A 13,278-nucleotide genomic window follows, 5' to 3' on the forward strand; every position below is an offset into this window, starting at 1 on the left:
TTGCAAACGCCGCACCCGACAACGAATAGGAACGTCGTGACACCCGAATCAACACATCTTAAGGAGGCAGGATATTGCGGCAGTGGACCTGCAACCAGCGGTTACAAGCTCTTTTGATGTGAAAATGTGGAACACGCGGTGCCTCTTCCGCTACGATTGGCGGCATCTTGCGAGCTTGACGTGATGGGCGACGCCGCTCGCCGACATGGCTCGTCCCGTGCGGGAGCTCTCGAATACCAAGGTGTCGCCAAGGGCTCGGTTCCAGCGCGCCATCGCAGCGGCGAGCGGAGCGCCCAGCACCATTGCGGTGTCGTCGACGGATATTCGCATCGGTTCACCCCCTGAAACTTGATCCGCCCGCAGTCGCAGGACTCGTTGCAGGGGCACTCCGTGGAGCTTGGCGATACTGGCAGCCAGCAAGGCCAACGCCTCGCTGCGGGTATTGGCCATCTGCAGGGCCGCAACGATTGCCCTCCCCTCCTGCAAGAGCCGCGTCTCGCGGCTCTTCGGCTCACGGCGCTTGGGCGTGCTCGACACCGATGGCGTGCCAATCCAACTTGTAAAGGCTGCGAGGCTGTTCGCGTGTCCTCGCGTCCGCCGCAAGAACCTCATCACGTCGCCGTCTTCGACCTCGGCCGCGGACTGCAGGTCGGACTGTTCCATGAGCGCGATGGCGGCCCTGAGATACATGCGGATGGTCTGGGGTCGCAGTGCTCGGGTCCGTTCCGGCGATCGCAGATGATCGAGGAAGGCCGAAATATCCGGCGCCCATGATTGGTCTGCGATCTCCTTGAGCATGGCGTCGATCCTGGCGCGCTCGGCGAATTCCTCGCCGGTATGGTCGGGCCACGGGATCTTCATGAAGGTTACGATGAAGCGCGCTGCGGTGGAGGCGCGGCGCAAACGTTCCGGCCCGAAAATGCCGAGTAGCGCCTCAGCCGACATAGCCGAGGGGTTGGCGATGTTCGCATCCACTGCCGTGAAGAAAGCGGCTGCGCCGGCGACACGTCGGACGACGTCGCCGCGCGGCTGCCGCAGCAAGTCCGCCGCGCAGTGGGCGAGGAAGATCTCCCGAACCCATCCCTGACTGAAGCCATCGAGATGGGACGCGACGGCGACGCGGCCGCGCGCCCTGGCCGCGCAGTCGCGGCATCGGCTCGTCCCGCCGCCGGGCACGTCCTGCTGGCAGTCCGGGCAGATGTGTGTGGTGCCCTCTAAGCATTCGATGCAGATCGGCTTGCCGGCTTCCTCGTTGGCCTGTTTCCGGTATCGCCCGCAGGTTCCGCAGGTGGCGTGGTCATGTTTGTTCCGGCACCTGTCGCAGATGGCCTCGCCTTCGCCGCCGATCCGCGAAAGGCGGCTGGTAAGCTTGCCGCAGTCCGGACATGGCGCCTTCGCTTTGTACTTCGGAACGCAGGACGGGCAGACGACCGCGCCCTCGTGGTACATTCCCGCGTGTGGGACGTGGCGGCCACATCCCTTGCAGAGCCGATGTGCGGTCTCGCACGCCTGGCAGTAGGGGACCACGGTGCCGCGCTTCGCCACGCACGCCTCGCCGCAGCCAGCGCAGGGCATGTGGGTGAAGCCGCGCTTGTAGCAGGCGTCGCAGTACGACTTGCCGGCGTGGTTGCGCTTGATCTTCTTGGGCCGCTCGCACTCGTCGCAGACCTTCACGCCGGGGATGGGGAACGCCGGCTTCGTGATGCGCCTCGTCCTCATCATGGCGGCACCGCCTTGCCGGCGAGGATCCGGGCCGCCCTGAGCTGGCGCCAAGCCGCCGGGTCGGTGCGCTTCAGCTTCCGCATTGTCGCGTCGTGCAGGATGCTGGTCCACGGTTTGCGCTTGCGCTGGACGCCGGTCTTGAGCCGTTTGATCTCCTTGGCGAGGACGGCAGGCTTGGCGAGGCGCTCGAATGTGCGCTGGGTGATCCCGGCCGACACCGCGCCGTGGGCGAAGCGCCGGGCCCAGTCGGCGGTCCAGCAGGCGATGGTCTCCATCCACTGGGCGCGCTCCTGCGTGCCGATCTTCTCGAACTGGTTTCCGTGCTCGATGCCGCGCCAGGGAGGGGTGCAGTCGTCGAGCGCCTCCCGGAGCTTGGTGTGGGCGGGCTTCGAGACCGTCGCGCTGATCAAGGTCCGAAGGACCGCGAAGGCGTCCTCGTCATGGAACGGCTTGGCAGGGGCGGGAGTCTCCGCGTCGTCGTTGACGGCGATCAGCACGCATTCGAAGCGGCGCTGGAGGTCCATGGCCGTGAGGAAGCCGCGTGCGCCGTTGCTCGGCGTGGTCGGCGGTGCCATGCCCGAGCGGTCGCTGGCGTAGAGGTCCAGGCGGTGGCCGCAGTCGTGGCACTCGAGCATGCGGCCGGCGGGCGCGCGGTGCGGGCTGACGGGCGTGCTGCAGGCCGTGCAGCGCTCGCGCAGGGGAATCTGGTGCCTCGTGCAGGCGACCGAGGTGGCGAGCCGCCAGGACCGCCGGAAGTAGGGTTCGTCCTGCACGACGCAGATGGGGCAGAACTGGAGAGCCGGAAGGAGCCGGCGACGGTGCCAGACGCCGGCGGACAGGACGAGCGGCGAGTTCCCGCGCATGTGGTCGGAACCCTCCTGGTTCCCGCCCTTGGCGAGGATGGCCATGAGCGGCCGCAGCGTGAGGTCGCGGACGGCGTCCAGGGTCAGGCCGGCCGCCTCGGCGACGTCGGCCAGCCAGTCGTCCGCGGCGCTCCTGTCGATGTCGCGGGTCCAGACGGCGACCGTGGGCCAGTGCAGCGTCGTGAAGGCGTGTGGGGTCATGCCGTGCGCGTGGGCGACGCGGCACAGCCAGGACGACAGCAGCTCGTCGGGAAGCGGCGAGAGCTTGAACGTCCAGTGCGTCGTCCGGGGCTGCCGCTTCGCGCTCATGGCACGATCAGACGCCTCCCAGGTCGATGGCGTCGAGGCCCGCCAGGATCTCGGGCGTGATCCTTTCGTCGCCGCTCCTGATGGCTTCGACGGCCGCCCGGCGGAGCACCCGCGTCAGCTGGCCGATGGAGCCCTTGGACAGGCTGAACAACAGGACGGCGAGCTCGCGGCCGGCAAGGTTGGAGCGCTCGAGGAGCGGCAGTACCCTCTCGAAGGACGCGAGCAGCGAGACGAATTCCTTTCCGAGCTCCCACTTCGGCAAGACGATGGCCTCGAAGCGATTGGCGAGCTGCGGATCTGTCTGGAGGGTGCGCTTGGCGGCTTCCGTGCCGACCACGACGATCGGGATCATCAGTCTGCTCCCGAGGTTCTTCAGCATGGCCAGCAGCTGCTTCTGCCTAGGCAGGTTGCCGTTCAGGACGTTGTGGATCTCGTCGATGATCAACATCCGGCAGTGGAGGCTCTGGAGCAGGAGCATGGCCTGGCTCATCTTCGCCTGCACGGTGCCGGAATCGTTCCGCGCGACGCCCATGGCGGCGATGAGGTCGCTCCAGAAGCGCGCCTCCGAGGGCTCGGCCGGCATCGTCATGACGACGACGGGCTGTGCGCCACGGCCATCGGGCTTGATGATCGGCGGGTGCAAGTCGCGAAAGCGGCCGATCAAGGACGTCTTGCCGTTGCCGCTGTCGCCCACCACGAGGATGTTCGGCATCCTTGGCGACTTGGGGTGGTCGAGCAGGTCCTCGAGACGCTGGAGGCCGCTCTTGGCGGCGCTGTAGCCGATCCAGGCGTCCTCCCGGGCGAGCCTGATGCGCTCCTGGCTCGTCAGGATGGCGATGTCCTGGCGGTCCGGACCAAGGTGCGCGAGGGATGCGGCTGGGGTCTTGGCGGATGCGGTCATTCGTCGGCCCCTTCATTGCGCGGCTTTGAGACGGCGATGTCGTCGAACGGCACGGCCGGCGTCGCGAAGAGGCTCGCCAGGTCGTCTTTCAAGACCGGCGCCGGAGCCGGATGTATCGGCCGCGCTGGATGGCTCGTCGGCGCCTGCTTCGCGGTCTTGGCGATGGCCGGTCCATTGGTCGTGACGCGGCGCTGGAAGGTCTTGCGGACGTCCTTCGTCGCTGCGGCCGCCTCCGCCACCAGGGCGTCCTGACGGTCGAGGGCGGCGAAGATGGCGTCTTCGTCGACGGTCGCGAGGCCGCGCCTGCGGGCCTCCACCGTCGCCTGGCGGATCGACCAGAGGCTTGCCTTCGGCCGGGAGGTGTCGCGGTAGGGGATCGGATGGGTCGACGCCGTATCCGGATCGGAGAGGTAGACCTGGCTCATGTCGCGCGGGTCGTATCGCACCACGTACTTTCGGGGCTTGCCCGTGACCGGGTCTTGAGAGCCGATCAGTGGGCTGAGGACCTCGTGGTAGTAGTGGATGCCTTCGATGACGAGGCCGTACTTCTGGATCGTCCTCTCCTCGAACGGCAGGAAGTCGATCGCCAGCTTGCGGGCGTCGGTCGGGATTTTCGGGAGTCCGATGCCAGGCGTCAGATCGTCACCCGCGATCGCCGATGTCCAGCGGTCGATCGGAGTCATCTGGACCCCGTCGTGGAAGTCGCGATGGTAGACGTTCACGATGAACTCGGTGATGAAGCGCTCGACCTCGCCAAGGGTGAGGGTCGCCTCCTTCTCGGCGTCGTACCCCTTCCGTTTGGAGGGGCTTGAGAACGTCGTGCCCGGCAGCGTGTGCATGAGGTTGGCGAGCCGACCCATGAAGCGCTCGATGTGCCCGCCGAAGTGCGGCGTCTTCGCCGGGCGCAGCTTGAGGTCGATGGCGTATTCGTCGAAGGCGCGCTTGAGGACGTTCCCTCGGAACTCCTTGGCGTTGTCCAAGTGGACAGAGCGCATCAGCCCGTAGGCCGGCCATTTTCCTGAAACGCCGACGGCGTCCAAGAAGCGGTCCTTGGGCAGGATTGCCATCGTCAGGCAGAGGCCCGCCGCCATCGCGCCGGCGGCCTCCATGGACACGTAGAAGCCCAGGACCATGCGGCTGTAGACGTCCAGCGCGACCGTGATGTACGGCCGCCCGAGCGGGCGCCTCGTCGTGTCGTCGACGACGATGACGTCGAGCTTGGTGTGGTCCATCTGGACGACCGCGAGAGGCTGATCGGCTCCTGGGAAATGGCCGATGATCGGTCTGAACCTGTTCGCGGCCTCCTCGTTGTGACCGCGCCGCCGCAGCATCGCGGCGGCTGGGATCTCTGCGAACCGGCGCCTGATGGTGCTCTCGGGCGGTGGCGTGATCCCGGCGCTGCGGCAGCGTTTGCGGATCTCGACGATCGCGGTGGACGCCTTGCGCCGCTGCTTGGTGAGGAATGTGTCCTCAATGACAGTCCGGATGACGAGCTCGGCGTTCTGGTCGAGGCGCTTGGTGCCCTTCTTCGGCCCGCGCCGGGCAGGGATCAGGGCGGAGATCTGGCGTGTCGTGCGGTAGTCGCCGAGCCAGCGGTAGAGGGTGCTGGTGGAGGCTCCTGACCTCTTTGCCATCGCGGCCACGTCCGAGCGGCTCAGGTCTTCCTTGTCGACCAGGCTCTCGATGATCTTGTGTCGCCGCGTCGCCTCGGTCCATTGCTCTTCGGTGAAATCGGAGAGGTCGGGCCGTTCCACCACTTCGGTTTGAGGAACGTCTGGAGAAGGAGATGCTCCATCGAGTATCTCCTGGATGGTCAGGCGATCGCGGCTGCCGGTTTCGAGGTCCTCGGCGAGGACGTGGTCCGAGGCCGGTATGTGCGTCACGCGCCAGTCGCGGCCCCGGCAGGATACGATGGAGTCGATGTCCAGGGAGATGGTGCGCTGGGCAAGGGTCATGGATCCCTCGCGCTGATCTGAGAGGTCATCGTCAGGGGGTGCATGAGGTCGGCGATGACGATGCCGTTCGCCACGAGCCGCCACAGCGGCGCGATGGCGGCTCGACGATCGGCATCGTTCGAGAAGGCTGCGTCGATCGCCTGGCGAGGCGTCGAGGTTCCCTCTCGACGGATCGCGTTAAGGATCGCGGACTCGACCACAGGCTGCTCGTGGTTCTCAAGGAAGCCGCGCAGGAAGGTCAGGTTTTTGAAGTCGAGCCCGCGGATCAGTCGTTCGGTGGTCAGCCTGAAGCGCAGGCCATGCTCAGCGGCGAAGCTGCGGCCCGCGATCAAGCGGGCCTTCAAGCGCTTGCGCTCCGTCTTGATCTCATCGGCGAACTTCACCTCCCAGAGCGTCTGCCGGCCGCACACGTACCGGACCAAGAAGTCGGGCGTGTAGCGGCTCCGACGTCCCTTCATGTCGACGTATGGAATCGTTACGGGCTGCTCCAAGACGTCTGCAACGGTCGGGTCCATAGCAAGTCGGACCAGGAAGTCGTGCTCCAGGTTCGACTCGCACCCGATGGCCTTGCCTCTGACGATCACTCGTCCCGTAACGCTTCGCCGACCCATGGGAATGATCCGCGCGGGTAGGCGCAGATCCAGTCCCATCTTCTCTGGCAAAACGTGAGGCAGTCTCATTTTCTGTGGGTATCCGATCTCAGCAACTGTGACCGAATCTCCCACAAGTATCTGAAATGTCGAATCCTCCAGTCTCAGCTATCGTGAAACTTCACAGCGGGCTGCAGGCCAAGCCGGGCGAGGTCTCGCTCGCCCATCACGGCGTGCTCTTCCTCGACGAGTTGCCGGAATTCCAGGCGCAGGCGCTCGATGCCTTGCGCCAGCCGATGGAGACCGGCGAGGTGCTGATCTCGCGCGCCAATCACCGCACCGTCTATCCCGCCAAGTTCCAGCTGATCGCGGCGATGAATCCCTGCCGCTGCGGCAAGGCGACCGAGCCCGGCTATGCTTGCCGCCGGCAGCCGAACGAGCGCTGCATGGCGGGCTACCAGGCGAGGATCTCCGGCCCGATGCTGGACCGGATCGACATCACCATCGACGTACCCGCGCTGACCGCCGCCGATCTCATCCTGCCGGCCGCGGCCGAGGGCTCGGCCGAGGTCGCCGCCCGCGTCGCCGCGGCTCGTGCCCGCCAATCGGAGCGCTACGCCGCGCTCGGGCTTCCGGGCGGTACCACCAATGCCCGTTGTCCGTCCGCGCAACTCGACGATGTCGCGCGGCCGGATGCGGCCGGGCTGGCGCTGCTGCGAAACGCCGCCGAGGCGATGCGGCTGACGGCGCGCGGCTATCACCGCGTCCTCAAGGTCGCGCGCACGCTCGCTGATCTCGACGGCGAGGACCGGCTCGGGCGCATTCATCTCGCGGAGGCGCTGTCCTATCGCTCGCGCATCGACCAGGCGGCCCAGGCTGCCTGACGACGGGTTGCCGCCTGATGAAAGGTTAACGAAATCATTCAAACCATCCGGCACCCTGGCTTATAGGGCGAACCCTTTCTCAAGAGGGTGGATGCTAGATGCTATGGCATGATCGAGGTGCCGTCCTTTGCCGTCCTGCTGTCTGGCGCCGCCGTCGCCCTGGCGATTGCGTGTGCCGTCGTCGCGATCCGCCTCCTGCGCGAGCGGCAGGAGATCACGCAGCAGGCGCGGGCTCTGACGGTCGATGTCGAGAAGCTCAGTGACCGGCTCTGGGTGCTCGCCGACAGCGAGGAGCGCTATCGCAGCCTGATCGAGGCGCAGGGCGATCTGATCGTGCGTCGCAGCGAGGGCCGGATCGTTTACGCCAACGCCGCCTATGCGGCGCTGATCGGCAAGAGCGAGGTCGAGGCCGTCGGCAGCGTCGAACAGCCGCGCGTCAGTATTGCTCGGCCGGTCCAGGTGCTGCCAAATGGTGCCCGCGTCGTCGACGAGTGCATCGAGACGCAAGAGGGCGAACGCTGGCTGTCCTGGGTCGAGACGATCGTGCCGGTCGCCGCCGGGCAGACCGTGTTGCAGCGTGTCGGCCGCGAGATCAGCGGGCGGATCGCGACTGAAACGGCGCTTGAGGAGGCGCGCAGCCGGGCCGAGGAGGCGAGCGCTGCCAAGTCGCGCTTTCTGGCGACCGTCAGCCACGAGTTCCGCACCCCGCTCAACGGCATTCTGGGCATGGCCGATCTGCTCGGCGACACCAGGCTCGATCCGGAGCAGAGCACTTACGTCAAGGCGTTGCGCAGCTCCGGCGAGGCCCTGCTCGGCCTGGTCGACGACATTCTCGACTTCGCCAAGGTCGAGGCCGGCAAGCTCGAACTTGTCGAGGCACCGTTCGATCCGGCCGTGCTGATCGAGGACGTGACCGAGCTGATGGCGCCGCGCGCTCAAGCCAAGGGCATCGAGATCTCTGCCTTGCTCGGGCCGGACGTGCCGGGGCAGCTCGTCGGAGACGCCGAGCGCCTGCGCCAGATTCTGCTCAATCTCGTCGGCAATGCCGTGAAGTTCACGCAAGAGGGCGGCGTCGGCATCGAGGCGGACGCAGTCGCTGGCGGGTTCGTCGTCAGCATCGCCGACACCGGTCCAGGCATCCCGCCGGAACGCCTGGCGACGATCTTCGAGGAGTTCGAGCAGGGCGGCATGACCGGCCACCGCGAGCAGGTCGGCACCGGCCTCGGCCTCGCCATTGCCCGTCGGCTCGCCCGCGCGATGGGCGGAGATATCGAGGCCACCAATCGCGAGGGATGCGGCGCGCTGTTCCGGTTGGCCCTGCCGTTGCGGGCAGCCGCGGAAGCCGGCGCCTCTCCCGCTTCGTCGGATTGGGCAGGCCGGCGGATCCTGGTCGCGTCTTCCGCCCCGTTCAGTGCCGCGCATATCGTCGCCGGCCTCGAACGCATGGGCGCACAGGTTGTGCAGGCTGGCGATCATGCTCAGGCCCTGGTCGAGCTCGCCGGCGACTCGGCCCCGTCCGCTGTGCTGATCGATCGCAACCTCCCGGGCGGCGAGATCGAGGCTGTTGCAGCTGCGGCGCGCCGGGCCGGCGTCGCCGACATCGTGATCATGCTGGCGCCAGCCGAGCGCCGCAGCTTCGGCTCGCCCTATGCCGCGGGTTTCAGTGGGTTCCTGGTCAAGCCGGTCCGTGCCCGCTCGCTCCAGGTGCGGCTCGATCCCGCCAGGCGCTCGCAGGGCACGGCTGTCGCAGCGCCGGCCGACGACGCCTCTGCGCGGCAGCCTGTCGCCAGTCTGCGGGTGCTTGTCGCCGAGGATAACGAGATCAACGCGCTGCTGCTGACCCGCACGCTGGAGCGATTCGGCTGCAGCGCTGTCTGGGCGCGCGATGGCGGCGAGGCCGTTCGTTTGATCGAGGAGGCGCGCTCGGGCGAGGCGAAAGGCTTCGATCTCGCCTTGCTCGATGTCCGCATGCCGGTCCTGGACGGGCTCGCCGTCGCCCGGCGGATACGTGCGGCCGAGAAGGCGCCAGGCTCGGAACGGCTACCGATTGTTGCCGTGACCGCCAATACGGCGGAGGAAGACCGGCGCGAGGCGCTCGCCGCCGGCATGGATGATTGCCTGGCTAAGCCGCTCTCGCGCGAGCAGTTGCGCGGCTGGATCGAGCGGCTTTCGCAGCTGCGAACGACACAAATGCTGTCGGCCTGAGCCGGGTTTCCTCGGCAGGCGGTTGGCTTCGTCATCGCTCTGACGTAGTTTTGTCGCGATCCCGTAAGACGGTCGGCGCAGAGCTGTCATGCGCCGATCCGGGTTCGCAGGGGCCAGACCGTCTATGACGCACGACGTTTTTCAGGGTTCCCGTCAGCCGGCAAAGCAGAAGCCGGCCGGTCAGGCCCTGTTGCAGCGTTTCGCTCCCTCAAATCTGCTGGCTGCCGGCAAGCAGCTCGGCGGCTTCGCTTTTCCTGGTCCCGACGCTCTCTCCGGCACGCTCGGCCGCTCCGGAACCCTCGAAGTCCGGCTGGCGCGCGGGCCCCGCGAGATCTGGCGGGCGCAGCGCCTGCGCTATCGTGTCTTCTATCAGGAGATGTCGGCCAAGCCCGACGTCGTCTCGCGCATGTTCCGCCGCGATGCCGACCGGTTCGACGCGGTCTGCGACCATCTCCTCGTCATCGATCATGCCGCGCGGGGCCGTTTCGGCGGGATCAAGCCGAAGGTGGTCGGCACCTATCGGCTGATGCGCGAGCAGGCCGTCGCCAAGCTCGGCGGCTTCTACACCCAGTCCGAATTCGACATCGCGCCGCTGCTGGCGCGCCATCCCGAAATGCGCTTCCTGGAGCTCGGCCGCTCCTGCGTGCTGAAGCCCTACCGCACCAAGAAGACGGTCGAGCTACTCTGGCACGGCATCTGGGCCTATTGCCGGCATCACCGCATCGACGCGATGTTTGGCTGCGCCAGCTTCGACGGCGTCGATCCCGACATGCTGGCGCTGCCGCTCAGCTTCATCCACCACCACGCCACCGCCCAGGGCGAGTGGCGCGTCGTGGCGCAGCCTGAGCGGCATGTCGCGATGGACCGGCTGCCGGCTGGCATGGTCGACGCCAAGCTCGCGCTGAAATGCCTGCCGCCGCTGGTGAAGGGCTATCTGCGCCTCGGTGCCCGCTTCGGCGCGGGGGCCGTGGTCGACAAGCAGTTCGGCACCACAGATGTGCTGGTCATCCTGCCGGTCGCCGCGATCGATCGGCGCTATATCGAGTATCTCGACGGCGACGCCGGACGCTACGCCGCCTGAGCGCTTACTCGCCCGCGGCGGCGATGTCGCGCAGCGCCTGCCGGTACTCCGGATAACGGAAGGTATAGCCGAGTTCGCGCTTCACCAGCGCGTTCGAGACGCGCTTGTTCTCGCCGTAGAAACTCGCGGCCATCGGCGACAGCTTCGCGGGGTCGAACGGGGTTTCCGGCGGCGGCGTAAGTCCTGAGACCTCTGCAGCGAAGCTGACGACATCCTGCGGCGGCGCCGGCTCGTCATCGGTGACGTTGTAGATCGCTCCGGCGCGCGGTTGTTCTATCGAGGCCATCAGCACGCCGGCGATGTCGTCGACATGGATGCGGTTGAAGACCTGCCCGGGCTTGATCAGCCGGTTGGCGCTGCCGGCCCGCAGCTTGGTGATCGGGTTGCGGCCAGGGCCATAGATGCCGGAGAGGCGGAAGATCTGCACCGGCTTGCCGCTGCGCTCGCCGAAGCCAAGCCACTGCTGCTCGATCTCCAGCCGCTGCCGCGAGCGCTTGCTGGTCGGCCGGCATTCGGCTGTTTCATCGATCCAGGCGCCGCCATGGTCGCCATAGACGCCGATGGTCGAAAGATAGCCGATCCAGCGCAGCTTCTCGGCCGCGGCCAGCTTGTCGGCGAGCGCGCCGAGCACGGGATCGCCGTTCTCGTCGGGCTGGGCCGAGACCAGGACGGCATCCGCTTCCGCGACGAGTTTGGCGAGCGGCGTCGACACGGCGAAGCCGCCGAACACCAGCGTATGGAGCCCCTGCTTGCTGAGTTCGCCGGCCTTTTCGGCCGAGCGCACCGTTCCGGTGACCTCCCAGCCCTTCGCCAGAGCAGCGCAAGCGAAGAACCCGGCGGAATAGCCGAGGCCGAAGATGACGAGCTTCATGCGGGTTCCAGTTGGTTCGGAAAAGGCTGAGCCCATTCGGCCCTGACCTCGGGGTCGGCTTCTTGCGCGAGCCGCGCTGGGGCGAGTTCGGCAGCACGATCGGGGGCAAGCTGCCAAAGCGCCCAGGCGGCCATCGCCCTCACCAAAGGCGAGGGATCGTCGAGCAGAGCTTCGGCGCTTGCGGCCAATGCCGGATCGCCGCTGTTGCCGATCGCGATCAGCACATTGCGGACAAAGCGGTCGCGGCCGGTGCGCTTGACCGGCGTGCCGGCGAAGAGCGCGCGGAAGGCGGCGTCATCGAGCCCGGCGAGATCGGCCAGCGGCAACGCGTCGAGCTCGCCCTTCAGCGCCAGGCGCGTCTCATGCGAGGCTTCCGCGAACTTGTTCCAGGGGCAGACGGCGAGGCAGTCGTCACAGCCGAAGACGCGGTTGCCGATACCCTCGCGGAATTCTGCGTCGATATGACCCCGATGCTCGATGGTGAGATAGGCGATGCACCGGCGCGAATCCAACTGATAGGGCGCCGGAAAGGCCTTGGTCGGGCAGATGTCGAGGCAGCGCGTGCAGGAGCCGCAATGGTCGCGCTCCGGCTCGTCTGGCGGCAGCTCGGCCGAGGTGTAGATCGCCCCAAGGAAGAGCCAGGCGCCGTGCTGGCGCGAGACCAGCACGGTCTGCTTGCCTTGCCAGCCAAGCCCGGCCGCCTGTGCCAGCGGCTTTTCCATCACCGGGGCGGTGTCGACAAAGACCTTCACCTCCGCGTCGCCGCGCGCCGCCAGTACGCCGGCGATGCTCTTCAGCTTGCCCTTGATCACGTCGTGATAGTCGCGCCGGCGGGCGTAGAGCGAGATCGCACCGCGGTCGCGCTGCTCCAGCACGGCGAGCGGGTCGCCTTCGTCGGCATAGCTCATGCCGAGCATGACGACAGAGCGTGCTGCCGGCCATAGGGTCGCCGGGTCGGCGCGCTCCGCCGTGCGCTCGGTCAGCCAGGTCATGTCGCCGTGGTGGCCGGCCCCCAGCCAGCCGGCGAGGCGCGCCGGCGCCTCTGGAATTGCATCGACCGAGGCGATGCGCATCACCGAGAAACCCTCGGCTTCGGCGCGCGCGGCGATCGCGGCCTTGAGCTTGTCGGGGCTCAGAAGTCCAGGTCGTCGTAATGGGCCGAGGGCGCCATGCCGGGAATCCGGTCGCTCAGCAGCGGCCGGAAGCTCGGTCTGGACTTGATCCTCGCATACCATGCGCGGGCTGCCTCATCCTCGTCCCAGGGCACGTCGCCGAGATAGTCGACGCAGGAAAGATGCGCCGCGGCGGCGAGATCGGCATAGCTCAGATTGTCGCCGGCGAGCCAGTTCCGTTTCGCCGTCAGCCAGGCGATGTAGCGCAGATGATAGCGCACATTGCCGCGCGCCGCGCGGATCGCGCTCATCTCCGGCGGGCCGCCGCCCTCGTCCCGGCTCATGAAGCGCTTCATCACCTTCTCCAGCACGAGCGGAGCGGTGATCTCCTCATTGAACTTGATGTTGAACCAGTCGAGCAGCCGGCGCACCTCGATCCGTCCGCCCGGGCCTTCCGGCAGCAGGCGGCGCTCGGCCAAGGCCAGTCCGCGCGTCTCGTCGAGATATTCGGCGATCGGCCCCGGCCCGGGGATGACGAGGCCGCTATCCTCGCGCAGCACAGGCGTCGTGCCGGCCGGGTTGAGTTCGAGGAACTCGCGTCGCCGTTCCCAGACGCGCTCTTCGACCAGCGTGGCGTCGAGGCCGAACTCGCCGAGGGCGAGCCGGATGAAGCGCGAATGCGGGCAGAGCGGATAATGGTGAAGCGTGGCCATCGATGACTGGAACAGAGGACGGTTCGGATGAGGTAGGCCGGCGCTGATGCAGCGCAATAGAGCGCCCCCGTA

Annotated in this window: 10 protein-coding genes and 1 pseudogene; 3 read left to right on the plus strand and 8 right to left on the minus strand. The window is 67.3% G+C overall.

Annotated elements, in window-relative coordinates; translation table 11 throughout:
- Positions 1 to 150 precede the first annotated feature (150 nt).
- Genes ACFPOB_RS11410 through ACFPOB_RS11430 form a run of 5 tightly spaced genes read right to left on the minus strand, consistent with a single transcriptional unit; the run spans position 151 to position 6,400 of the window.
- Positions 151 to 1,722 carry a hypothetical protein gene (locus ACFPOB_RS11410; protein ID WP_377798385.1) on the minus strand — a complete coding sequence of 524 codons (1,572 nt, stop codon included), beginning with the start codon at positions 1,720 to 1,722 and terminating at the stop codon, positions 151 to 153.
- Complete coding sequence (locus ACFPOB_RS11415; RefSeq protein WP_377798387.1) at positions 1,719 to 2,894, minus strand: TniQ family protein; 1,176 nt, start codon at positions 2,892 to 2,894, stop codon at positions 1,719 to 1,721. The genes ACFPOB_RS11410 and ACFPOB_RS11415 overlap by 4 nt, the downstream gene beginning before the upstream one ends.
- Positions 2,895 to 2,901: 7 nt before the next feature.
- Positions 2,902 to 3,795, minus strand: coding sequence for a TniB family NTP-binding protein (locus tag ACFPOB_RS11420; protein WP_377798388.1), 894 nt, complete (start codon positions 3,793 to 3,795; stop codon positions 2,902 to 2,904).
- Positions 3,792 to 5,750, minus strand: a complete 1,959-nt coding sequence (locus ACFPOB_RS11425; protein ID WP_377798390.1) for a Mu transposase C-terminal domain-containing protein — start codon at positions 5,748 to 5,750, stop codon at positions 3,792 to 3,794. Before ACFPOB_RS11425 ends, ACFPOB_RS11420 begins: the two co-directional genes overlap by 4 nt.
- Positions 5,747 to 6,400, minus strand: coding sequence for a TnsA endonuclease N-terminal domain-containing protein (locus tag ACFPOB_RS11430; protein WP_377798392.1), 654 nt, complete (start codon positions 6,398 to 6,400; stop codon positions 5,747 to 5,749). The genes ACFPOB_RS11425 and ACFPOB_RS11430 overlap by 4 nt, the downstream gene beginning before the upstream one ends.
- A gap of 128 nt (positions 6,401 to 6,528) precedes the next feature.
- Here ACFPOB_RS11430 and ACFPOB_RS11435 point away from each other — a divergent pair.
- The 3 genes and pseudogenes from ACFPOB_RS11435 to olsB all read left to right on the plus strand — a co-directional run.
- Positions 6,529 to 7,224, plus strand: a pseudogene (locus ACFPOB_RS11435) (ATP-binding protein); the annotation flags it as partial.
- A gap of 108 nt (positions 7,225 to 7,332) precedes the next feature.
- On the plus strand, positions 7,333 to 9,429 hold the full coding sequence (locus ACFPOB_RS11440) for a response regulator (RefSeq protein ID WP_377798394.1): 2,097 nt from the start codon (positions 7,333 to 7,335) through the stop codon (positions 9,427 to 9,429).
- A 124-nt stretch (positions 9,430 to 9,553) separates the two neighbouring features.
- Positions 9,554 to 10,510 (plus strand): l-ornithine N(alpha)-acyltransferase, encoded by a 957-nt coding sequence (olsB, locus tag ACFPOB_RS11445; RefSeq protein ID WP_377798396.1) that lies wholly within the window; start codon positions 9,554 to 9,556, stop codon positions 10,508 to 10,510.
- Between the two features lie 4 nt (positions 10,511 to 10,514).
- Here olsB and ACFPOB_RS11450 read toward each other — a convergent pair whose 3' ends face one another.
- Genes ACFPOB_RS11450 through ACFPOB_RS11460 form a run of 3 tightly spaced genes read right to left on the minus strand, consistent with a single transcriptional unit; the run spans position 10,515 to position 13,206 of the window.
- Positions 10,515 to 11,381 (minus strand): SDR family oxidoreductase, encoded by an 867-nt coding sequence (locus tag ACFPOB_RS11450; protein WP_377798397.1) that lies wholly within the window; start codon positions 11,379 to 11,381, stop codon positions 10,515 to 10,517.
- Positions 11,378 to 12,616 carry a tRNA epoxyqueuosine(34) reductase QueG gene (gene queG / locus ACFPOB_RS11455; protein WP_377798399.1) on the minus strand — a complete coding sequence of 413 codons (1,239 nt, stop codon included), beginning with the start codon at positions 12,614 to 12,616 and terminating at the stop codon, positions 11,378 to 11,380. Before queG ends, ACFPOB_RS11450 begins: the two co-directional genes overlap by 4 nt.
- Positions 12,514 to 13,206, minus strand: a complete 693-nt coding sequence (locus tag ACFPOB_RS11460) for a glutathione S-transferase family protein (protein ID WP_377010928.1) — start codon at positions 13,204 to 13,206, stop codon at positions 12,514 to 12,516. Before ACFPOB_RS11460 ends, queG begins: the two co-directional genes overlap by 103 nt.
- Positions 13,207 to 13,278 lie beyond the last annotated feature (72 nt).

It is taken from the genome of Allobosea eneae, from assembly GCF_042657265.1.
GTDB classification, from domain to species: Bacteria; Pseudomonadota; Alphaproteobacteria; order Rhizobiales; family Beijerinckiaceae; genus Allobosea; species Allobosea eneae.

Excerpts from the sequence above, each read along its gene's own strand:
- ACFPOB_RS11450 (WP_377798397.1), bottom strand. The coding sequence starts at position 11,381 with ATGAAGCTCGTCATCTTCGGCCTCGGCTATTCCGCCGGGTTCTTCGCT.
- ACFPOB_RS11410 (WP_377798385.1), bottom strand. The coding sequence starts at position 1,722 with ATGATGAGGACGAGGCGCATCACGAAGCCGGCGTTCCCCATCCCCGGC.
- ACFPOB_RS11415 (WP_377798387.1), bottom strand. The coding sequence starts at position 2,894 with ATGAGCGCGAAGCGGCAGCCCCGGACGACGCACTGGACGTTCAAGCTC.
- ACFPOB_RS11420 (WP_377798388.1), bottom strand. The coding sequence starts at position 3,795 with ATGACCGCATCCGCCAAGACCCCAGCCGCATCCCTCGCGCACCTTGGT.
- ACFPOB_RS11460 (WP_377010928.1), bottom strand. The coding sequence starts at position 13,206 with ATGGCCACGCTTCACCATTATCCGCTCTGCCCGCATTCGCGCTTCATC.
- olsB (WP_377798396.1), top strand. The coding sequence starts at position 9,554 with ATGACGCACGACGTTTTTCAGGGTTCCCGTCAGCCGGCAAAGCAGAAG.
- ACFPOB_RS11430 (WP_377798392.1), bottom strand. The coding sequence starts at position 6,400 with ATGGGACTGGATCTGCGCCTACCCGCGCGGATCATTCCCATGGGTCGG.
- ACFPOB_RS11440 (WP_377798394.1), top strand. The coding sequence starts at position 7,333 with ATGATCGAGGTGCCGTCCTTTGCCGTCCTGCTGTCTGGCGCCGCCGTC.
- ACFPOB_RS11425 (WP_377798390.1), bottom strand. The coding sequence starts at position 5,750 with ATGACCCTTGCCCAGCGCACCATCTCCCTGGACATCGACTCCATCGTA.
- queG (WP_377798399.1), bottom strand. The coding sequence starts at position 12,616 with ATGGTATGCGAGGATCAAGTCCAGACCGAGCTTCCGGCCGCTGCTGAG.